Annotated in this window: 17 protein-coding genes and 1 pseudogene; 6 read left to right on the forward strand and 12 right to left on the reverse strand. The window is 72.7% G+C overall.

What is annotated here, in order from left to right; all coding sequences use genetic code 11:
- Nucleotides 1–64: 64 nt before the first annotated feature.
- The 8 genes from QNO09_RS31985 to QNO09_RS32020 form a co-directional block, all read right to left on the reverse strand.
- Nucleotides 65–1,417, reverse strand: coding sequence for a M1 family metallopeptidase (locus QNO09_RS31985; protein ID WP_283973747.1), 1,353 nt, complete (start codon nucleotides 1,415–1,417; stop codon nucleotides 65–67).
- Between the two features lie 77 nt (nucleotides 1,418–1,494).
- Nucleotides 1,495–5,361, reverse strand: coding sequence for a Pls/PosA family non-ribosomal peptide synthetase (locus QNO09_RS31990; protein WP_283973748.1), 3,867 nt, complete (start codon nucleotides 5,359–5,361; stop codon nucleotides 1,495–1,497).
- A gap of 469 nt (nucleotides 5,362–5,830) precedes the next feature.
- Nucleotides 5,831–7,075 (reverse strand): glycosyltransferase, encoded by a 1,245-nt coding sequence (locus QNO09_RS31995; protein ID WP_283973749.1) that lies wholly within the window; start codon nucleotides 7,073–7,075, stop codon nucleotides 5,831–5,833.
- Between the two features lie 96 nt (nucleotides 7,076–7,171).
- On the reverse strand, nucleotides 7,172–8,662 hold the full coding sequence (locus QNO09_RS32000; RefSeq protein WP_283973750.1) for a HEAT repeat domain-containing protein: 1,491 nt from the start codon (nucleotides 8,660–8,662) through the stop codon (nucleotides 7,172–7,174).
- Nucleotides 8,663–8,736: 74 nt separating this feature from the next.
- Nucleotides 8,737–10,221, reverse strand: a complete 1,485-nt coding sequence (locus tag QNO09_RS32005) for a cytochrome P450 (protein WP_283973751.1) — start codon at nucleotides 10,219–10,221, stop codon at nucleotides 8,737–8,739.
- A gap of 210 nt (nucleotides 10,222–10,431) precedes the next feature.
- Nucleotides 10,432–11,436, reverse strand: coding sequence for a trypsin-like serine peptidase (locus QNO09_RS32010; protein WP_283973752.1), 1,005 nt, complete (start codon nucleotides 11,434–11,436; stop codon nucleotides 10,432–10,434).
- A 235-nt stretch (nucleotides 11,437–11,671) separates the two neighbouring features.
- Nucleotides 11,672–12,157 carry an SRPBCC family protein gene (locus QNO09_RS32015; RefSeq protein WP_283973753.1) on the reverse strand — a complete coding sequence of 162 codons (486 nt, stop codon included), beginning with the start codon at nucleotides 12,155–12,157 and terminating at the stop codon, nucleotides 11,672–11,674.
- A 313-nt stretch (nucleotides 12,158–12,470) separates the two neighbouring features.
- A complete protein-coding gene (locus QNO09_RS32020; RefSeq protein WP_283973754.1) occupies nucleotides 12,471–12,758 on the reverse strand; it encodes a zinc-ribbon domain-containing protein in 288 nt (95 codons plus the stop codon).
- Nucleotides 12,759–13,108: 350 nt separating this feature from the next.
- Between QNO09_RS32020 and QNO09_RS39780 the strand changes: the two genes are divergently transcribed.
- On the forward strand, nucleotides 13,109–13,405 hold the full coding sequence (locus QNO09_RS39780) for a DUF5949 family protein (RefSeq protein WP_349637003.1): 297 nt from the start codon (nucleotides 13,109–13,111) through the stop codon (nucleotides 13,403–13,405).
- Nucleotides 13,406–13,488: 83 nt separating this feature from the next.
- On the opposite strand, the gene pgm is transcribed toward QNO09_RS39780, so the two are convergent.
- Together pgm and QNO09_RS32035 are read right to left on the reverse strand one after the other, a co-directional pair.
- The gene (gene pgm / locus QNO09_RS32030; protein WP_283973755.1) at nucleotides 13,489–15,129 is read right to left on the reverse strand and encodes a phosphoglucomutase (alpha-D-glucose-1,6-bisphosphate-dependent); all 1,641 of its coding nucleotides are present in this window, start codon (nucleotides 15,127–15,129) and stop codon (nucleotides 13,489–13,491) included.
- 226 nt (nucleotides 15,130–15,355) lie between these two features.
- Nucleotides 15,356–15,784, reverse strand: a complete 429-nt coding sequence (locus QNO09_RS32035) for a hypothetical protein (RefSeq protein ID WP_283973756.1) — start codon at nucleotides 15,782–15,784, stop codon at nucleotides 15,356–15,358.
- Nucleotides 15,785–15,922: 138 nt separating this feature from the next.
- Between QNO09_RS32035 and QNO09_RS32040 the strand changes: the two genes are divergently transcribed.
- Nucleotides 15,923–16,072, forward strand: coding sequence for a hypothetical protein (locus QNO09_RS32040; protein ID WP_283973757.1), 150 nt, complete (start codon nucleotides 15,923–15,925; stop codon nucleotides 16,070–16,072).
- Nucleotides 16,073–16,178: 106 nt separating this feature from the next.
- Nucleotides 16,179–17,054 (forward strand): SCO4651 family lipoprotein, encoded by an 876-nt coding sequence (locus QNO09_RS32045; RefSeq protein WP_283973758.1) that lies wholly within the window; start codon nucleotides 16,179–16,181, stop codon nucleotides 17,052–17,054.
- Between the two features lie 7 nt (nucleotides 17,055–17,061).
- Here the strand turns inward: QNO09_RS32045 and QNO09_RS32050 are convergent.
- Nucleotides 17,062–17,229: pseudogene (locus QNO09_RS32050) on the reverse strand (DUF1731 domain-containing protein); the annotation flags it as partial.
- Nucleotides 17,230–17,366: 137 nt separating this feature from the next.
- Here QNO09_RS32050 and QNO09_RS32055 point away from each other — a divergent pair.
- Nucleotides 17,367–17,693 (forward strand): antibiotic biosynthesis monooxygenase family protein, encoded by a 327-nt coding sequence (locus QNO09_RS32055; protein WP_033311730.1) that lies wholly within the window; start codon nucleotides 17,367–17,369, stop codon nucleotides 17,691–17,693.
- 73 nt (nucleotides 17,694–17,766) lie between these two features.
- Here the strand turns inward: QNO09_RS32055 and QNO09_RS32060 are convergent, their stop codons facing one another.
- Nucleotides 17,767–19,119, reverse strand: a complete 1,353-nt coding sequence (locus QNO09_RS32060) for a diacylglycerol/lipid kinase family protein (RefSeq protein ID WP_283973829.1) — start codon at nucleotides 19,117–19,119, stop codon at nucleotides 17,767–17,769.
- Nucleotides 19,120–19,432: 313 nt separating this feature from the next.
- On the opposite strand from QNO09_RS32060, the gene QNO09_RS32065 reads away from it, so the two are divergent.
- Nucleotides 19,433–19,939, forward strand: coding sequence for an SRPBCC family protein (locus tag QNO09_RS32065; RefSeq protein WP_283973759.1), 507 nt, complete (start codon nucleotides 19,433–19,435; stop codon nucleotides 19,937–19,939).
- Nucleotides 19,939–20,991 carry an LLM class flavin-dependent oxidoreductase gene (locus tag QNO09_RS32070; protein ID WP_283973760.1) on the forward strand — a complete coding sequence of 351 codons (1,053 nt, stop codon included), beginning with the start codon at nucleotides 19,939–19,941 and terminating at the stop codon, nucleotides 20,989–20,991. Before QNO09_RS32065 ends, QNO09_RS32070 begins: the two co-directional genes overlap by 1 nt.
- Nucleotides 20,992–21,551: the final 560 nt, after the last annotated feature.

Below are 21,551 nucleotides of genomic sequence, written 5' to 3' on the forward strand. Positions count from 1 at the left end.
CTCCCGTTCGAGCGAAGCCGAGAACGGGGGAGCGTGCCGGGCGTCGCGACGCCGCGGAGATCCGTCAGAAACGGCCTAGACCCGCCTGCCTCCCGGCCTCCGGCAGCGGTGGCAGTGCCGTTCCCCGCACCCACGCCTGGAGCAGTTCGTCCACCGGCTCGGGCGCGAAGCGGGCCACGTGTGAGGTGAAGGCCGCGGTCGTGACCGTGCCGCCCCGGTGCGACTGCCCCCAGGCGCGCAGCATGCGGAAGAAGGCGATGTCGCCCAGCGCACAGCGCACCGCGTGCAGCACGAGCCCTCCGCGTTCGTACAGCCGGTCGTCGAACATCGACTTGCGCCCCGGGTCCGCCAGCCGCAGGTCCTGTGGCAGCGACGACAGCAACCGGTGCGCCGCCGACGCCAGTTGGTCCGCCGTACGTCCGCCCGACCGTTCCGACCACAGCCACTCCGCGTACTTCGCGAACCCCTCGTTCAGCCAGATGTGCCGCCAGTCGGCGATGGACACGCTGTTGCCGAACCACTGGTGCGCCAGCTCGTGCGCCACCAGTCGCTCCGAACCACGCGCCCCGTCCACGTGGTTGGCGCCGAACAGGGACAGTCCCTGTGCCTCGACGGGCACGTCCAGCTCCTCCTCGGTCACCACGACGGCGTACTCCTCGAACGGGTACGGCCCGAACAGTTCCTGGAACACCTCCATCATCTGCGGCTGACGTGCGAAGTCCCGCGAGAAGTCACCCAGCAGCTGCGCGGGGATGTGCCCGTGCTGCGGGACTCCGCCCGGCCCGGGGTCGCCCAGCAGCACCGTCTGGTACTTGCCGATCGCGAGGCCCACCAGATAGCTGGACGTCGGCGCCGGCTGTTCGTACACCCAGGTGGTGGTGCTCGCCTTCGTCGTCCGGGTCAGCAGGCGCCCGCCCGCCACCACCGCGTACGCCGACGGCGTGGTGATCGAGAGCTGGTACGACGCCTTGTCGGCGGGCCGGTCGTTGCACGGGTACCACGAGGGGGCCCCGATCGGCTGGCTGGCCACCAGCGCCCCGTCCTCCAGCTCCTCCCAGCCGAGGCCGCCCCAGGGGCTGCTCACCGGCTCGGGGTTGCCCGACCAGTGCACCTCGACCGTGAACGGCGCCCCGGCGCGGACCGGCTTGGCCGGGCGGACGCGCAGCCTGCCGCCGCGGTGCGTGTAGTGGGGCTGCCGTCCGTCGACCCGCACCCGACCGATCTTGTAGTCGGCCAGGTTCAGCACGAACTCGGTGAGCGGCGCCCGCCCCGCTATGGCGTTGACGCGGGCCGTCCCGGACAGCCGGTTCGGGCCCGGACGGTAGTCCAGCGCCAGCTCGTACCGGTGCACCCGGTAGCGGGGGTCGCCGTGCTCCGGGAAGTACGGGTCCGCGCCCGCCGCCTGCTGGACTGCCACTGCCGTCTGTTCTCCCTGCGCTGCGCCGCTGCCACTGCCTGCCGGTCCGTCGCCCTCCGGCTCCGGGTGGCCCGCGCTCAGGAGCGCCATGCCTCGATCGGGTTGCCGAGCCAGCGGGTGTCGTCGGGGACGGACTCCGCGGCCATGACGAGCGACGCGGGACCCAGCGTGGTGCGGGCCCCGATCGTGCTGCCGGGCAGGACGATCCCGCCAGGGCCCAGCGTCGCGCCCTCCCGGAGGACCACAGTATCCGTCCGCAAGATCCGGTCGTGGAAGAGGTGCGTCTGCAGCACACACCCCCGGTTCACGGTGGACGCGTCCTGAAGCGTCACCAGATCGGTCTCCGGCAGCCAGTAGCTCTCCACCCACACGCCCCGGCCGATCCGTGCGCCCAGGCCCCGCAGCCAGGCCGTCATCACCGGCGTGCCCGGCACCGCGCCGGCCAGCCACGGCACGGCCAGCACCTCGACGAAGGTGTCCGCGAGCTCGTTGCGCCACACGAAGGACGACCACAGCGGGTGCTCCCCGCTGTGATGCCGCCCCACGAGCGCCCACTTGGCGACGATCGAGACGAGGGCCGCGCCCCCTCCCGCCGCGAGCAGCACCAGCCCCGACAGCAGCGGCGCCCACGCCCCCAGCGCGCACAACGCGGCGATCGTCAGCACCGCCAGCCCGGCCGAGCAGAACACCGGCACGATCCGGCACAGCTCCACCAGAGCGCGTGCCCACAGCAGCCGGGCCGGCGGTTCGTAGGTGCGGCTCTGGTCGCCGTCGGCGGCGGCGCGCGGCAGCTTCACCGGCGGCAGCCCCAGGTAGGAGGTGCCCTTCTTGGCCTTCTTCGGCGTCGCCGACAGCACGCCGACCAGCCCGCCGTCCGGCACGCTGCGTCCCGGAGCCGTCATCCCCGAGTTCCCGAGGAAGGCCCGCCGTCCGATCTGAGCCCGCCCGATCCGCATCCAGCCACCGCCGAGCTCGTAGGGCGCGGTCAGGGTGTCGTCGGCCAGGAACGCACCCTCACCGACCGTCGTCAGACTGGGCAGTGCCAGGACGGTCGACACCTCGGCGCCGCGCCCGATCCGCATCCCGAGCAACCGCAGCCACACCGGCGTGACCAGCCCGGCGTACAGCGGGAACAGCATCTCCCGTGACCGGTCCATCAACTGCGTGACCGTCCACGCCTGCCACCCGACCCGGCTGTGCGTGGGATGCGTGCCCTCGCGCAGGCCGATGCTCAGCAGTCGTACGGCGATGAGGATCAGCACGGCGTACGCCAGCCCGAAGGCGAGCGTCGCCGGAACGAGGGCCAGGGCGGCGCCCGTCAGGGGCGAGTCCGGCGTGAAGAAGACCCGGGCGACGAAGAACGCGGCCCCGCCCGCCGGCACGGGCAGCGCGGTCAGCGCGAAGCCGGTGAGGCCGTACATCACGCTCCAGTACCTCCCGCGCGGGGGCCGTTCCGCGGGCCAGTTGCGTTTGGCCTTGCCCAGCTTGACCGCGGGTGCCCCCGCCCACCGCTGACCGGTGGGAACCTGACCGGTGACGGCCGAACCGGGCGCCACCTCGGCCCGCTTGCCCACCCGGGCGCCGGGGAAGAGCACGCTGCGGGTACCGACGACGGCGTGCGCGCCCACCTTCAGCGCGCCGATCTCCAGCCGGTCCCCGTCCAGCCAGTATCCCGACAGATCCACCTCGGACTCCACGGCCGCGCCCCGCCCCAGCTTGAGCATCCCGGTGACCGGGGGCAGCGAGTGCAGATCGACGTCCGGCCCGACCTTGGCGCCCAGCGCCCGCGCGTACCGCTCCAGCCAGGACCCGGTCAGTGAGGTCGCGCCGCTGAACTCGGCCAGCCGCTCGGCGGTCCACAGCCGCAGATGGACGCCGCCTCCCCGCGCGTACCTGCCGGGCTGCACCCCGCGCAGCAGCAACCGCGCGCCACCGGCGGCCAGGGCGAGTCGCCCCGGCGGGCTGAACAGGACGGCGGCCCCGACGGCGAGGAGCCACCAAGGGGCCGTCGGAAGCCAGGTGCGGGCGGGCAGCAGATTGCCGAGCGCGGCCAGTGCCACCACCCAGCGCAGACCGCGCAGGGTGAACAACGGGCCCAGGAGCAGCAGCTGGACGGCCTGGGCGCGCCTGGGCACCGGGGCGATCGTGCGCCGGGCCTCGTCGTCCCGCACCGACTTCTCCAGCCGCCGGGCCAGCTTGCGCAGCACCGGCTGCTGGTAGATGTCCAGGACGGCGGCGCGCGGGTAGCGGACGCGCAGCCGGGTGGTCAGCCGGGCCGCGGACAGGCTGCCGCCGCCGATCGCGAAGAAGTCGTCGAAGGCACTGGTGACCGGGATGCCGAGCACCTCGGTCCACTGTTCGGCGAGCCAGGCCTCGGTGCCGTAGAGCTGCTCCGCCGGGCCGCGCGTCTCCAGCTCCTCCAGCGGCCAGGGCAGCGCGTCGCGGTCCACCTTGCCCGACGTGCGCGTCGGCAGCTCCCCGACCGGCGCGAGCAACGGCACGAGCGCGGCGGGCAGTTCGGCGCGGAGCCTTTCGACGGCGACGGTGTGGTCCCACCCGTCCTGGGTGACGACGTATCCGACGAGGAGCTGATTGCCGCCGCGGGCAGTCCGTACGGCGGCCGCCGCGCCGGCGACCCCGGGCAGGCCCTGCAGCGCGGCGTCGACCTCACCGAGCTCGACGCGCCGTCCGCCGAGCTTGATCTGCTCGTCCGCGCGCCCGAGGAAGACCAGCCCCTCGGGGTCCGCCCTGACGAGATCGCCACTGCGGTACGCCCGCTCCCATCCCAGGGACTCCAGGGGCGCGTACTTCTCCGCGTCCTTCTCGGTGTCGAGATACCGGGCCAGTCCGACGCCGCCGATCACCAGTTGCCCGCTGCCGCCCATCGGCACGGGCTCGCCGGCCTCGTCGACGACGGCCAGTTCCCAGCCGTCCAGCGGCAGCCCGATCCGGATCGGCTCCTGACCGCTCATCAGCGAGGCGCAGGCCACCACGGTCGCCTCGGTGGGCCCGTAGGTGTTCCAGACTTCGCGTCCCTCGGTCACCAGCCGTTGAGCCAGTTCGGGAGGGCAGGCCTCACCGCCGAAGATCAGCAGCCGTACGTCGCTGAGGGTCTCCGGCTCCCATAGCGCGGCGAGTGTGGGCACCGTCGACACGACGGTGATCTCCTGCTCGACCAGCCAGGGCCCGAGATCGGCACCGCTTCTGACCTGCGAGCGCGGCACCGGCACCAGACAGGCGCCGTACCGCCACGCCAGCCACATCTCCTCGCAGGAGGCGTCGAACGCCACGGACAGCCCCGCCATGACCCGGTCGCCGGGGCCGATCGGCTCGTCGGTGAGGAACAGTGCGGCCTCGGCGTCCACGAAGGCGGCGGCGCTGCGGTGCGAGACGGCGACACCCTTGGGCTTCCCGGTGGAGCCGGAGGTGAAGATGATCCACGCGTCGTGCGCGATGCCGGGGCGCGCCGCGGGAGCCGTTCCGGCACCGTGCACGGTGATCTCGTGCCCGGCCCCGATGACGGCCCGGACGTCCGCCTCCCCGAACACCAGCCCGGCCCGCTCGTCCGGGTCCTCGGCGTCGACGGGGACGTACGCGGCACCGGCCGCGAGCACGGCGAGGATCGCGATGTACAGCTCGTTGGTGCCGGACGGAACCCGGACACCCACCCGGTCCCCGAGCCCCACCCCGGCGGAGCCGAGCCGACACCGCAGGCGCTCCACCTCCGCGGCCAGCGCGCGGTAGGTGAGGCTGCGCGTGCCGTCGTCCAGGGCGGGCTCGTCCGGATACGACCGTACGGTCGCGTCGAAGACGTCGACGAGCGTGCGCGGTGAGGGGGCCGAGCGCCCCGGGAAGCGGGCCGCGTTCCCGAACTCCTGCTGGAGCTCCGCGTCGAGCGCTTCGCCGAGCAGGCCGAGAGCGTCGCTCTCCTGTATGGCTGCCATCCGGTCCTCGCGTTGAGAGCCCGGATGCCTCCGGGGCGCTGGCGGGCCCGCAGGTGTGCCTGGGGTTGTCCGGCTCCAGCTCGGTAACAAGCCGGAAATCTTAGTACGACGCTAGGTTTGGGCGCTTCGCCACGCCACCCGGATCGGCCGTCCGGAGGTGGGGCGGGCCCCGCACCACCGATCCTGACCTGGAGATCTCCGGACGGACGAGACTTCCCCCACACCGATGATCAGGCACGCCGCCTGAGGGGATGTCGTCCGGCCAGGGGCTGTCCGGGCCCGGGCGGTCTCCCCTGCCGCGAGGTGGTGGTGCTGGATGACGCGGTGGTCATCCGCCTCGCCGTCGGGACCCGTTCCTCGGTGTTCACCGCCGCCCCCGTCGCGATCCGGTTGCGCCACCGGTTCCCGCGGGCAGGCCCCCGCTGACGCGGTCGGCGACGGCCGCCCGGACCTGGCCGCGCCGGACCGGTCAGGACGAGAGCCGGTGCAGCGCCGCCAGGACCGGTGCCACGCCGTCCTCCTCCGCGAGGCACCGGGCCAACTCCCGGGCGCGATCTCGATGGTGAGGGTCGTCCGTGACGCGGCGCAGGGCGGGGGCGAGGGTGTGGGCGGTGAGGCGTCGCAGAGGGACGGTGTCCGGGGCCGTCCCCAGGGCGACCAGGCGCGCCGCCCAGAAGAAGCCGTCGAACTGCACCGGCACCCCGATCGTGGGGACACCCGCCCGCAGGACGGCGGCGGTGGTACCGGCTCCGGCGTGGTGGACCACGGCGGCGGTACGGGGGAACAGTTGGGTGTGCGGCACGTCTCCCACGGTGATCATGTCGTCGCCGGTGGAGGCGGCGAGGCCCGCCCAGCCCTGCTGGATGATGCCGCGCAGCCCCGCCGAACGCAGCGCCCGCACGATCTCACCGCTGAGGTGGCCGGGGTCCGGCACCGTCGCGCTGCCCAGCCCGACGAACACCGGCGGGGGCCCGGCGGCCAGGAACTCCTCCACTTCGGCGGGCAGTGCGCGAGGGTCGTCCGGCCACCAGTACCCGGCGATCTCCAGCCCCGGGCGCCAGTCCTCGGGGCGGGGCACGACCCGTTCGCTGAAGCCGTGCAGGACGGGCCAGTGGGCCCGCTCGTGGGCCCGGCGGCTCGCGGAGGCGCCGCGCAGGGGCATGCCGTGCCGGGTGCGCAGCCGGTGCATGGCGCGGGTGAAGACCCCGTCGACCGCGCAGAGGACGGCCCGTCCGCCCAGACGGTTGCCCACCGTGCCGAGGGAGCGGCCACCGAGCATGGGTGCGCCGAACTCGCGGGTCGGATGCTGGGGTTGGAGGAACAGGCCCAGGCTGGGCAGTTTCAGCCCTTCGGCGATGGCACGGCCCAGTGGTGCCACGGCTCCGGCGGCCAGGACGATGTCGGCGCCGCGGGCCGCCTGGACCAGGGCGTCGGTCATCTCCTCGGCCGCGGACCGGGCCATCGACGCCGCGCGGAGCAGTTTGCCGACGCCTGTGGTGCTGGCGTGCAGGTCGCGGCCCCGGTCGGAGTGGGACACGGCGTGCGGGTCGACCGGCGTCGGGTGGAAGCGCACCCCCGAGCCGGCGGTCAGGGGCTCGAACAGGGCGTGGGTGGCGAGCGTGACCTCGTGCCCGCTCCGTGCCAGTCCCGCGCCCAGCCCGGTGTACGGCGCGACGTCGCCACGCGATCCCGCAGTCATGATCACCACGCGCATGGGTCCCAGTGTGGACCGGCCCCGCGGGCGACACGCGGTGCATGGCCGCACGTGGACGAAAATCGCCGGTGCGGCTGTCAGTTCAGCCGAGTCCGCTTACGGCGGGCCGCTGTCGAGTGTGTCGAGGAGGCGGGTGGCGGCCTGACGCAGTCGCGGGGACTCGTCCTCGGTGAGCGCGGTCAGCCGGCCGTGGGCCTTGTCGCTGTCCGGCGGGAGCGAACCGGTGGCGCCCGCCCAGCGTTCGAGCCCCAGGACGGCTTCGTAGCGGACCGGTTCGTGGGAGTCGTCGAGGCCGCGCAGGAAGCGCCGTACGTCGTGGTGGGTCTGCTCGTCGGCCGGGTCGTCGCCGTCGAGGAGGGACAGGGCGGCGGCCAGGACCTCACCGGACGGGGCGTTGTCCGCGAGACGCCGGACGTCGGGCAGTGCCTGCGCGAGGCCGTCGAGGGCGTTGCGTGTGCGCCAGACGTGCCTTTCGTCGGTGGCCAGGTGGGCGGCCAGGGCCCAGGCGACGGGGTGGCGTTCCCAGGGGCGGAGGCCGTTCTCGACGAGAGTCTCCAGGCCGTCGAGCGCGCCCGCGCGCAGGTCGTCGTCCGGGTCGTCCAGGAGGGGCAGCAGCAGCCACACCGCGTCCCAGCGTCCCGCTGTCCCGATGGCCGCCGCGACGGCGGCCCGGATACGGGCGGGCAGCGTCGCGTCGGTCAGGGCCGTGCGGAGGTGCGGGGCGGCCGTGCCCGGGTCGGCGGTGCCCAGGGCACGTGCGGCCGAGGGGCCGGCGACGGGATCGCGCAGCCACCGCACGGCCGGTCCGCTCACCCGGTCCTCGCCCGGTCCGGCAAGACCGCTCAGCAGCCTCGCGGCGACCTCGGGGTGCTCCTCGGTGTGCAACGCCGCGGTCAAGGTGTCCTGTACCTGCCGTTGTTCCACGGGGAACAGGCGGCGGGCAGCCTCGATCCGTACGGCGGGGGACGGATCGCGCAGGCCGGAGAGCAGTGAGTCGAGGAGTTGCTCGGTGCAGCGCGCCGGCAGCCATTCCAGGGCCCGCGCACGGGCGGCGCCCGTGCCCTCCCGAGCGGTACGGATCAACTCCGCCCGCACGGCCGGGTCCTGCCCGCACGTGGACAGCAGCGTCCAGGCCCGCCCCCACACGGCGTAGTGGGGGTCACCGAGCAGGGCGGCCAGGGCCGTGACGTCACCGGGCACGCCCAGGGCGGTCAGTCCGTCCAGGGCGTTGATCCGCACGTGGTGGTCCGGGTCGGACAGCAGCCGGGCGAAGGCCCGGGTGAGCTTGGGTGTGTCGAGCCGCAGTCGGACGGCGGCGGCCGAAGCCCTGCGCCGCACCTGTGGATCCGTGTCCCCCATCAGCGCGGGCAGCATCTCTCGGCCGGCCTCCGGGACGCCGAGCCGGCCCAGCGCCAGGGCGGCGGCCGCGCGCACGCAGGGGGCGGGATCGTCGGCCGCGCCGGTGAGCACGCGAACGTGCTCGGCCCGGCCGATCCTTCCCAGCCCCTTCAGCGCCGCAGCCCGCCGCTCCGGCTCCGGCCGCGCCGACTCCCGCAGGAAGAGAGCGATCTGATGGTCCGCCTCCATGGCCACCCCCCGAAGAGACAGACCGTCGGGGGACGCGAAGGTTGCCCGCGGGGCCGCCCCGACCGGCTGGGGGATCAACCGGCGGACGGCGAGGGCCTCGTGCCGGGATCACGGGCCGTCGCGGTGCGGGCCGGGGCGTCACTCGCATGCCGGGCCGGGGACGCCTGCCGGTGGAATTCCATGGTCATGCGGTCCGGCTTGACCGTGACCACGGCCTGCGGCCGTGGCGCCCGGGACGTGAGCCGGAAGGCCGGCCAGGTTCGCAGGATGGTCGCCAGGATGATCTGGAGTTCGGCCCAGGCGAAGTTCTCGCCGATGCACTTGCGGCGGCCGTCGCCGAAGGCGAGGAACGAACCGCGGGTGGCCGACACGTTCTCGGGTGTCCAGCGGTCCGGGTCGAAGGTGTCGGGGTCGGCGAACACATCGGGGTCGTGCTGGTGCAGGTAGGGGCTCCACACCACGTCGGCCCCCTCGGGGACGAGATGCCCGCCGAGGTCGAGGTCGCGGGTGGCGGTCCGGGTCACCAGCCAGGCCGGGCCGTACTTGCGGATGGCCTCCTGCAACACCCGGCGTGTGTACGGCAGATGATCGAGGTCGTCGTAGGTCAAGGGGCGGTCCGCGCAGACCGTGGCGAGTTCCTCGCGCAGCCGCCGCTCGACCTTCGGGTGTCGGGTGATCTCGTAGAGGGTCCAGGCCAGGGTGGTGCCGGTGGTCTCGATGGCGCCGGTCAGCAGGGTGATGGCCTCGTCCTGGAGCTGCTGGCGGGACAGCGGCTCCTCGGCGGTCAGCAGTGTGTCGAAGAGGCCGGTCCGCTGCTCCCGGGCGGCCGCCGCGTGCGGGCATCCCGCTTCGGCCGCCGCGGCCCCGGCCTCGGCGGGAGGTCCGGCCGGCCGGCTCGCGCGGTGGTCGACGGCCTGGTCGATCAGGGCACGCAGGCGGGCGACGCGCCGCGCGTGCGCCCGGTTGGCGGGGAGCGGCAGCCGGGTCGCCCAGGGCGGGAGAATCGTCTGCCGAATCGTTCCTTTCATGATCTCCGGCATCAACGCGGTGAATTCGCCCGCCAGATGCCCGGGCAGGTCCGCGCCGAACAGGGCCACGAGGAAGGCCGCGAGCGTGACCTCGTTCATGTCCTCGTACACCGCGCGCGGCTGTGCCTCGGGCCACGCGCCGACCGTCGCGGTGACCTGTTCGATCATGGCGTCACCACGGTCGGCGATGTGCGCCTTGTTGAACATGGGCTGCATCAGGCGGCGGTTGCGCAGGTGGGCGTCGCCGTCGGCGATGGTGGCGAGGCCGTCTCCGAAGAACACGCGCAGGGCGTCGATGATCCTGCCGCCCTTGGCGTAGTGCGCGGCATCGGTCACGAGGACCTTGCGGGTCAGTGCGGGGTCGGTGACGACGTAGGCGGGCGTGGGGCCGATGCGTATGCGGACGACCGGGCCGTGGTCGCGCAGGGAGGTGATGAAGGGCAGGGGATCGCGGGCGAGCCGGAGGCCGTGGCCGATCAGGGGGAGCCCGCCGGGGGCGGTCGGGGTGGGCGACGTCGTGGGAGCGTTCATGGCCGGTTTCACTCCTTGCGGGGGCGTCGACAAACGATCGATGCATGCCCAACGCATCCCCGCGCGATTCCGGCCGTCCGTGCTCTCTGTGTCACACCCGACCGGCGCGGGCCTGCCGCCGAGGGGCCGGGAACGTGGTCGCACCGAGACCGGGAGCCGGGTCCTTCGCCCTGGTGCGGCGGAGGACCCGGCTCCCGATGGGGGATCGGATCAGGACGACTGGGCGCTCTGGTAGAGGTTCTGGGCGTCCGCGCCGAAGTACGGGCCGTACATGGAGTTCGGGAAGAAGTTGTACTTGAAGCTGTTCACCGAGGACTGCAGGCCGGTTCCGGTGGCCTCGTCGAACTGGGTGAACCACGGTCCACCGCTGGAGCCGCCGGTCATGTTGCAGGTCAGGCCGTGGTCGTCGGACAGCAGGAAGTCCCGGGTGGTGGTGCCGCTGCAGTAGATGAACTTCTCGCCGTCGTACGGCGCGGCGGCCGGGTAGCCGAAGGAGTACATGGCCTTGTTGTAGCCGGTGTTGAAGGCCAGGCCCTGACCTCCGACGACATCGGTCAGCTTCTTCCCGTCCAGCGGGGCGACCACGGCCGCGCCGACGTCGTAGTTGATGTCCTCGCTTGCCGTCCACTGCGGGGTGGACAGGGTCTTGGACGCGGTCCAGGTACCGTACGGGCGCTGCCCGTCGTGGTAGCCGGGAACGAACACCCAGTTGGTGTGCCAGGCTCCCTCCATCTTCACGCAGTGGCCCGCGGTCATCACGGTGCTCTTGTTGGCGCTGGTGACCGCGTTGCCGGAGCAGGACGCGGTGCGTCCCTGGTAGGTGAAGAACACCCGCCCGGCGGTTTTGGTCACCGCTCCCCCGCCGGACCAGGGTCCGCCCCGGTGCGGGAAGGCCAGCGGGCCCGCGGCGGAGGCGGGAGCACTGGGGGCCACGATGGTGGTCTTGCCCTTGCGGAGTGCCGGTGACCGCACGTCGGAGCGGTCGACGGTCAGGACGTCGAGCGGGGTGGCCTCGCGCATCCGCTGCGGGGTCCAGAAGGCCAGGGCGCGTTCCTGCGCCGAGGGGGTCATCACGCCGGGGTCGGGTGCGGCGCTCGCCGGTGCGGCGGTGACGCCGGTGGCGAGGAGCGCGGCGACGCCGGCGAGCGCGCCGAGGACGGAGCGGCGGACGCGGGTGGTGCCGCCGGTGGAGGGAAGTCTGCGGGGTTCGCCCATCACGCGGTCTCCTTCTGCTGTGGGGGCCGGGCGACGGGGAGCCCGTCACCCGGTCAGGCAGGGGTGTCACTGCGGACAGTCAGGAGGCAGCGTGCCACCCGGAGACCGAGATGGACAGGTGCATGACATGACGATGGCCAAAACTCCACGCTCTCCCCGCACGGACGGGACATGCGGGCACAGAAAAAAGCCCGGCCTCGCGTGGAGGCCGGGTTCGAGGAGTGCGCGGCTGGTGTCAGAGGACGGGGCCGGAGCCGCTGGGGCCGCCCGGCTCGACGCGGCCGCGCCAGGCGCCGGATTCGACTCCGCGCTCCTCGATGTACTGCTTGAAGCGCTTCATGTCGCCCTTGACCCGGCGGTCGATCGTGCCCATCACGTCCGCGGCCTTCTCCACGGCTCCGCTGGGCTCGACATCCATCACGAGCTCCACCTTGGTGTGGTTGTCGTCGAGACGCTCGAAGCGGACCGAGCCCCTCTGGTGCGTGTCTCCGCTGGTCGTGCGCCACGTGACCCGCTCGTCGACCAGCTGGTCGACGATCTCGGTGTCGAACTCGCGCCGTACCCCGCCGATCTTGGTGGTCCAGTGGTTGTGGCGGTCGTCCAGTTGCCTGACCTCTTCGACGCCCTCCATGAAGTTCGGGAACTCCTCGAACTGCGTCCACTGGTTGTAGGCGGTATGGACGGGGACGTCGACCTCGACGGTTTCCTTGACGGTGCTCATCTGTATGCCTCCGTATTCACTGATCGATTGCAGGAGGCCCATCGGCCCACTCAGGTCCGGGCCCGCGGAGGCCGAGTACCCGGGATGCCTCGGTTGCCACATCGGATGCGATCAGCGGATCAGGTCGCGGGGGCGGTGGTCCTCGGTGTCTGAGAGCACAAGCCGTGGCCGGGCTCGGGGTTCAGGCGCGGACCAGGGCGGCGGCAGCGGCCGGGGCGGGTCGGAACACTTCCCTGCCCCGTCGAAGTACCGGCCGGTGAGGAGGGGCCGGAGACCGGTCCGCGGGCGCGCACCGCAGCGGTCCGGCCCCGGATCAGAACCGGTCGTGCTGCTGCGGCTGCCCGTGCGCCTGACCGCTCGGGCCGTCCGCGCCCTGGATCTGCAACTGCTCCGCCTGTTCCTTGGTCACCTTCTGTTCCGCGCCGCAGAAGGTGCACTGCGTCAGGTACTTCGTGGAGATCGGGAACAGCGGGACGAAGAACAGGCTGAACTTGGTGACGCGCTTGCGAAGGGTGTGGGCGGCGGGATTTCCGCACTGGCCGCACACCAGCGTCAGTATCGCCAACTGGTACAGGTATCCCTTGGTGCCGAAGATGATCACGTGTCGGTCCTTCCCGGGTCGGATCTCCACCCAGTGTCCTGTATCGCGGGCATGCCGGGGGCGTGAGCCCCTCGTTCGTGTGGAGAGCCCGGCGGGGGCTGGTCCACTCGGGTGACGGCGGGCCGGGTGCCTCCCGGGGCGCCGATACGGTTCCGCGGCGACCACGATCTCACCCGAAACGCAATCCGTGCCCGCCGACGACCTGGGTTCTCTCGTTGTCCAGTCCTGGCGGGGCACAACCCTGACGGGAACGTCCCCTACCTCCTGGCCTGTTCCCTCGGAGACGGTCCGAAGGTCCGGAGGGCACCTCGAAGGCCATCGAGCAGCTGCTGCTGAGCGCCGGGCTCCCCCTGGGCGAGGGACTCGTCCACGCGGTCCAGCGGCCCAGTCTGCCGGTGAGCCTGCTCGTCGTACCCGGGTCGGCCGTTCTCACCGTGCAGCACCTCAAGTCCCAGTTCGTCCCGCCGGAGACCTGGCTGGAGGCGGTGGGCGAACTCGGCTTCGCCTACCTCATCTTCACCACCCGGCCGTGGCCGCAGGGCGCCGAGCCCGGTGACGTCGAGACGCTCGCCGCCTTCACCTCCGACGAGGACGCGATGGCTTCGGCGGCGCATGTCGTCCTGCCCGCGCGCAGCCTGCGCGGCTGACCGGCGGCACGGCCCGGGCCACGTGCGGTGGCCCGGGCCGGGCCGTGCTCGTGTCAGGCGGACAGGGCCGGGCCGTGCTCGTGTCAGGCGGACAGGGCCGAGAGCACCACGGACTTGGCCTCCTCCTGGACCCGGCCGAGGTGGTCGGGTCCGAGGAACGACTCGGCGTAGATCTTGTAGACGTCCTCGGTGCCCGAGGGGCGGGCCGCGAACCAGGCGTTGTCCGTGGTCACCTTGATGCCGCCGATGGCAGCTCCGTTCCCGGGGGCCTCGGTGAGCACCGCGGTGACCGCGTCCCCGGCCAGCGTGTCCGCGCTGACCTGGGCCGGAGAGAGCTTGGCGAGCAGGGCCTTCTCCTCGCGGGTCGCGGGAGCGTCGATGCGCGCGTAGGCCGGTTCACCGAAGCGGGCGGTCAGCGCCGCGTAGTGCTCGGAGGGGGTCTTGCCGGTGACCGCCGTGATCTCGGAGGCGAGCAGCGCGAGGAGGATGCCGTCCTTGTCGGTGGTCCACACGGAGCCGTCCCGGCGCAGGAAGGACGCACCGGCGGACTCCTCCCCGCCGAATCCGATGGTGCCGCCCGCCAGTCCGTCCACGAACCACTTGAAGCCGACGGGCACCTCGACCAGCTCGCGGCTCAGGTCGGCGGCGACCCGGTCGATCATGGCGGAGGAGACCAGGGTCTTGCCGATGCCGGTGGTGGCCGGCCAGCGCTCGCGGTGGGCGTAGAGGTAGGAGATGGCGACGGCCAGGTAGTGATTGGGGTTCATCAGGCCCGCGTCCGGGGTGACGATGCCGTGCCGGTCGGCGTCGGCGTCGTTGCCGGTGGAGATCTGGAAACGGTCGCGCTGCTCGATGAGCGAGGCCATCGCGTACGGCGACGAGCAGTCCATGCGGATCTTGCCGTCCCAGTCCAGCGTCATGAACCGCCAGGTGGGGTCGGTGTGCGGGTTGACGACGGTCAGGTCCAGACCGTGCTGTTCGGCGATGCGGCCCCAGTAGGCGACCGACGCCCCGCCGAGCGGGTCGGCTCCGATGCGGACGCCGGCCGAGCGGATCGCCTCCAGGTCGAGCACGCCGGGCAGGTCGGCGACGTAGGTGCCCAGGAAGTCGTACCGGCCGGTGGTGGGGGCGGCGAGGGCGCGGGGGTAGGAGACGCGCCGTACGTCCTTCAGGCCGCTCCGGATGATCTCGTTGGCCCGGTCCTGGATCCAGGAGGTCGCGTCGGAGGCGGCGGGGCCCCCGCTGGGCGGGTTGTACTTGAACCCGCCGTCGGCGGGCGGGTTGTGGGAGGGCGTGACGACGACGCCGTCCGCGAGGCCGGTGGTGCGGCCCCGGTTGTGGGTGAGGATGGCGTGCGAGACCGCGGGGGTCGGCGTGTAGCCGTCCGCCTCGTCGATCAGCACGGTCACCTCGTTGGCGGCGAAGACCTCCAGGGCGGTCACGCGCGCGGGCTCCGACAGGGCGTGGGTGTCGGCGCCCAGGAAAAGGGGGCCGTCGGTGCCCTGGCCGGCGCGGTACTCGCAGATGGCCTGGCTGGTCGCCGCGATGTGGTCGTCGTTGAACGCGCTCGCCAGTGACGATCCGCGGTGTCCGGAGGTCCCGAACGTGACGCGCTGCCCCGGGTCGTCCAGGTCGGGGCGGAGCGCGTAGTACGCGGTGACCAGCCGAGCGACATCGACGAGATCTTCGGGTCCGGCCGGACTTCCCGCTCGCTCGTGCTGCATGGGCCCGCTCCTCCGCATGGGTTGATCCTTCGCTTGCGCTCTCATCCTTCCTCGTCACAGCGGCGCCGCGCGAGGGGGGCACCCCGGTGGGGGCCGGATGTGCGCCACACCACGCGGAAGACGGCACGGCGCACGAGGAGGCGGCGCCACGGACCACCAGGAGACCGGGTGGTGCGTCGCGCCGCCTGCTTCCCTCGGGCCGGCACGTCCATCGCGCCGGCCGTCCTCAGATGCGTCCGCCGGTGAGCCGGGTGAGGGGGCCGTGCGCGCCGCGTTCCGCGCGGCGTCCGACGGCGTAGGACGCGGCGCTCAGAGCGGTCAGCCCCGCTCCGACGCCCGCGGCCACGAGCTTGCGGTGGGCGATGACCGTCCAGGCCGTCTTCGCCGTGGTGGCGACGTGGCCCGAGGCCGTGACGACCGCCTGGCGACCCGCCTCGACGCCCTTGGCCGCGGTCTGCGCGGCCGACTTCGCCGTCTCGGCGGAGCGCTCCGCGCCGGACTTGGCCGCTGACGCCGCCTCACCGGCCTTGTCCGCCGCGCCCTTCGCCGCCTGGGAGGCCGGCGCGGTGGCCTTGTCCGCCGTGCGGCGGGTCTTGGACTCGGCGGTCCGTACGGTGGTCGGCTTCTGATTCGTGCGCTTGTTCTCTTCAGTCATGGACACCGACTTGCCTCTGACTCCGGCGGCAAACACGTTCGGTCGCGGACCGTCCGGGCAGGAGGGTGCCTGTACCCCTCACCCGAGGGGTAGACGACCTACAGGCAACCGACACCGGATCAGGAAGGAAGGTGCGTCATGGCCGGAATGCTGAATCGCATCAAGGAGTTCGCCAGGAGCCCGCAGGGACGGCGGGCCGCGGAGCAGGCCCGGCGGGCGGCGGCCGACCCCCGCAAGCGGGCCCAGGCCCAGCGTCTGCTCGGCAAGCTCAAGGGCCGCCGCCACTGACCGGGACGCCGGTTCCTCCCGGTATCCAACTCCTTGACCACGCACGTGTGTTCATGTCCGACGGGGGCACTTGGGTGGCACCACACACCTGAGAGGGGATGGTCCGATGGGCAGGGCGGGTAACGGTACGCGGGTCTGCGCCTTAGGCGTCGCCGGAGTCCTGGCGGGGACGGTGCTGGTCGGCTGCGGCGACGGCGGCGACTCGGGCGGTGACGCGCAGGGATCGCCGGCGAAGACCAGCGCCGGCGCCCGGGAGCAGGGCACGCGGGCGGTGCGGTCGGCCTACGACAGGACGGCCGAGGAGGACACCGCCAAAGTGAGGCTGAAGGTGCGGACCTCCGCCCAGGGCACCTCGCACACCGCGAGGGGGCAGGGCGTGGTGGACCTGGACGACGGCGACAGCGTCATGACGCTCACGGTGCGGGGGCAGCAGATCGAGCAACGGGTGATCGACCAGGTCCTCTACCAGAAGATGCCCAAGGGGCAGGCACCCGGCGACAAGCCCTGGATCAAGATCGACCTCGGGAAGGTCGCCGCACAGCAGGGCGCGGGCGGCCAGTCCATGAGTGACCCGGCGCAGTCCGCCGCGTATGCCAAGGCGATCACCGACAAGGACGTGACCGAGAAGGGCACGGCCACGATCGACGGTGTGAGGACCACGCACTACCGCGTCTCCGTCGACGTCGCCGAACTGCCCAACGGCGACACCCTGCGCGAGCAGGTCGGCCCGACCCTGCCGATGGACGTCTGGCTGGACGACGAGGGCCGGATGCGCCGCCAGCAGATCGACATGACCGTCACGTCCCCGGCGGGGACGCAGCGGTCCTCCACCGATGCCTCGTCGGCGCCCGGGAAGGTCACGGTGCGCACGGTCATGGACTTCACCGACTTCGGCACCGAGATGGAGACGGACGCGCCCCCGGCCGGGCAGGTCACCGACATGACGGGCAAGGCCCTGGAGCAGGGCAAGCGGCAGAGCTGACCCCCGGTCACCTCGCCGCCCGGCCGCGGAGGCGTCCCACGAGGTCCTCCCGCGGCCGTCGGCCATGCCGGGTGGCCGAAGGCAAAACCCGCTTCGAGCAGGCGGCCGGGGTGACGCGGCGGCTCTTCAGCAGCAGTTCGGTGTCCGAACGCAGGACGAAGGCGCCGATCTCCGCCACCGGCGACGGGGCCGCCGAGCCCGAGCCGGGCCAGTCGCGGCAGGATGTCGACGACGCCGCCTCGAACGTGTTCACAACCCCTGGGGTGTGTAGCGCTCGACCTGCGCGGACGCGTATCGGGCAAGATGGGGCCCATGAGCGTAGTCAAGATCAACGTGCTGACCGTGCCGGCCGAGCAGCGGGAGACACTGGAGAAGCGGTTCGCCTCCCGGGCGCACGCCGTGGAGAACTCCGACGGATTCGAGTGGTTCGAGCTCCTCCGCCCGGTGGAGGGCACCGACACCTACCTCGTCTACACGCGGTGGCGCGACGAGGAGTCGTTCCAGGCCTGGATGGAGGGGCCGATGAAAACCGCGCACCAAGGTGGCGGTGAGGGCGGCGAGCGGCCGAAGCCCGCGGCGAGCGGCTCGACGCTGTGGTCCTTCGAGGTGGTGCAGCAGGCCGGACCCAAGGAGGCCTGACCGGCGGCGCTCGCACGAGGTCCCCCATGCGCTGCGGCATGGGGGACCTCGTGCGTGGCCTCTCGACCGGTGTTCAGGTGCGGCGGGAGCGTGTGGGCGCGGCGGTGCGGCCGACCGCGGCGGCCAGCTTGCGCAACCGGCGCCAGTCGAGGCGCGGAGGCGCCTCCGGGACGCCCGGGCGGTTGCGGGGCACCCGGACGCGCAGGGCGCGGCGTGCGATGCGGCAGTGGACGGGGGCGGACATCGTGAGCGCCTCGCCGTCCAGCCCGACCTCCAGTCGCGGTTCGTCGGCCTCGACGACGACATGCCGCGCGGTGAGCACGGTGAGCCCCTCCGGGCGCGGTGACAGCAGGAGTTCGGCCGCTTCCACGGCGCTGTCCACACGGACGGCCAGCACCCCCAGACGCCCGGAGTTGAGCCGCTCACGCCGGCCGAAACCGAAGGGGTCGTCCATGCGGTACGCGTTGTTGCTCACCAGGATCGCCTGCGGGTCGGCGACGGTGGTGCCGTCGGCGGTGGCCGTCAGACGCGGACCGCTCTGCCGGGTGAGCAGGTCGGGCAGACGCTCCAGGGCCGCGCCCACCTTGTCCTCCCGATAGCCGGGGCTCTGGACGACCGCCCCGTACACGCCGAACGACGCGTTGTTGACGAACGGGTGGTCGCCGGCGAACCCGAGGTCGACCCGCAGTTCGACGCCGTCGGTGAGGGCGTCGAGGCAGGCGGCGGGGTCGTCCCGGTCCAGGCCCAGGTCCATGGCGAAGTGGTTGCGGGTGCCGGCGGCGATGACGAGGAACGGCAGGCCGTGCTCCGCGGCGACGGCGGCCACCAGGGCCTGGGTGCCGTCGCCGCCCGCCACGCCCAGCAGGTCGGCTCCGTCGGCCACGGCGGCCTTGGCCAGGGCCGTGACGTCCTGGTGCTGTTCCGGGTCGAGCAGGACGACCTGGGCGCCCAGCGACTCGGCCTTCTCCCGCAGGTTGAACTTCTCCACCTTGCCGCCGCCGGAACGCGGGTTGAGCAGCAGGAAGGGGCGCAGCGGCGGCGGTGTGCGGTACTCCTTGGCCCGTACGGAACGCAGGCCCGTGCTGCGCAGGGCGTAACGGCCGCTCCAGACCGCCCCGCACCACAGGAGCAGGGAGAGGAAGACCACCCAGAGGAGATTCGCGGTGGCGAAGAGGGTGATGAGGCCGACGGGCGCGACGACGACCAGCGCGGCCGCGGCGACGCGGGCCACCCCCCGCCGGGACAGGACCCACCACAGCGCGGCCGCGGTCAGGGCGAGGCCCGCGAGGGCCGTCACGAGCAGCAGCAGCCCTCGCAGCCCGCCGGAGACGAGGGGCAGCAGGACCGCGAGAGCGGCCGCGGCCAGGGCACCCCTGGCGGCCCATCTCTGCCGGCGGTGAAACCGCTCGTTCATCGCCGATCCCATCTCGTCCCTCCGCTCGAAGGCAGGCGCGGGCGCACTCTCACGACCGCGCCCGGCCGTGGCCATCGTGCCCGCCGACGCCTCGGCTCTGCCACTGCCGTCCATGGATGGCTCCCCCTCCGCCGGACGCGTCAGACGCGAAGATCCCCGGGGACGGAGCCATCGGTAGCGTACGCGGCTCTCCTGGCGCTGTTCCGCGCAGCGGTGCACATCGGCACGCAGACTCACTCCCTCTTCTACTTCACACCCTTGACCTAGTGAGTCTTATTACGCAACTCTGTGCCCTCAGTCCCAGTCCGACGAGGAGGCCGACACGATGGAGTGGACGGGCGCACGGTACGCGGATCAACCGACGGTCGAGGTGACGACGTGGGTCGCCGCCCCGCCGGGAAGGGTGTGGGCGCTGGTGTCGGACGTGACGCGGATGCCGGAGATGAGCGGGGAACTGCTGTCGGCGCGATGGACGGAGGGCACCACCGGGCCGTCCGTCGGAGTCCGGTTCGTCGGCCGGAGCAGGCACGAGCGGTTCGGGGAGTGGGAGACGACCTCGACCGTCGTGGCGTGCGATCCGGAGCGGGTGTTCGCGTGGGCGGTGGGGGATCCGGCGCAGCCCAGTGCCGTATGGCGGTTCGAGCTGGAGCCGAAGGACGGTGGAACCGGTCTGTCGCAGTGGATGCGGATGGGTCCCGGGCGCTCCGGCCTGTCGTTCGCGATCGACGCCGTGCCGGAGAAGGAGCAGAAGATCGTGTTCGTGAGGCTGCGGGAGTTCGAGCGGGGCATGACCGCCACGCTGGAGCACATCCGGCAGCGGGCGGAGGCCTGATGCGCGCGGCGACGACCGTCGAGGCGGCGGCTCTCGGCTCCTGGTCCCGGCAGGCCGACTTCGTCGTGGAGGCCGAGAAGCTCGGGCTCGACCTCTGCTGGGTGGCCGAGGCGTGGGGTTCCGACGCCCCGTCCGCTCTTGGTTTCTACGCGGCCCGTACGGAGCGGATGCTGCTCGGCTCCGGGGTCATGCAGGTCGGCACGCGCACACCGGTCGCCCTCGCACAGACGGCGATCACCCTGTCCAACCTGTCCGGCGGACGGTTCCTGCTGGGGCTCGGACCGTCCGGCCCGCAGGTGATGGAGGGCCTGCACGGGGTGCCGTTCGCGCGCCCCCTGGCACGGGTGCGCGAGACGGTGGAGATCGTGCGGCAGGTGGTCGCGGGCGGCAAAATCTCCTACACGGGCTCGGAGTTCGGCATCCCGCTGCCCGGCGGGGAGGCGGTGCCGATGCGCCTGTCCATGCGGGCCGAGCACCCCGTCCCCGTCTATCTGGCCGCCCTGTCGCCCGCCATGCTGCGGCTGACCGGCCAGGTGGCGGACGGCTGGCTCGGCACCAGCTTCGTCCCCGAGGGCGCCGCGGAGGCCTACTTCGCGCCTCTGGAGGAGGGTCTGGCCGCCGCCGGCCGCGAGCGCGCCGGGTTCGACGTCTGCCAGGGCGCCGAGGTCGCTTTCGCCCGCGACGAGGAGGCACTGGCCGCCATGGTCGCGGGCCGGAAGAAGGAACTGGCCTTCAGCCTGGGCGGGATGGGCTCCGCGTCGACCAACTTCTACAACCGGGCGTACAGCCGTCAGGGCTGGGCCGAGGTGGCGGCGGAGGTCCGCGAGCGCTGGCAGGCGGGCGACCGGGACGGTGCGGCCGGTCTCGTCACCGACGAGATGGTGCTGGCCACCACGCTCATCGGCACGGAGGAGATGGTGCGGCGGCGCCTGCGCGTCTGGCGTGACGCCGGTGTGGACACGGTCCGCCTCTATCCGGCCGGAGAAACCCTCGCCGACCGCCTCGACACGCTCGGCCGGGCGATCGAGCTGGTGCACGAAACCCAGCCCTGACACGGCCGGGTGAGCTCCCCTGCCGGTCATCGGCCGACAGGAACAGCAGGGGGCTCCGTGCGGGCCGCGGCTTCGGCGAACCGCTCGACGTGCGGGCGCGGAAGCCCGGTGAGGTGCTGAGCGCGGGCGACGTCGGCTGAACCGGTCGGGACGTCGCCGCGAGGAGCTCGTTTCCCGGTAGCGCTTTCCGTTGGATCTCCGGTGGCAACCGGTCGAGTGGGGCGAACCGGCTCACCGGGGCTTGACGGGGCGGGACGGGGGTCGGCCTACTGGAAGGCGCAGCCGGCCGGGGCGGGGGTCCGGCCCGGTGCCGGCCCAGAGGGTCGAGGCTTCCGTACTCCCCCGCCGAGACGCAGGTCAGGGGTCTGATGGTGCGGCGACGATGGGCAGCGGCGGGTCTGGTGGCCTGCCTGTTGCTGCTGCATCTCGTCGTTCCGGGGCTCGCGGCCGAAGGGCACATGGCAGTGGCGGTCGCCGCGGACGCATGGGAGCCGGGTGCGGCTCCACGTGCCGGGGCCCAAGGCCTTGGACAGGCCGAAGAACCCGGAGAAGTCGAACAA

The sequence above is a fragment of the Streptomyces sp. 378 genome, assembly GCF_030124145.1.
Lineage (GTDB): Bacteria > Actinomycetota > Actinomycetes > Streptomycetales > Streptomycetaceae > Streptomyces.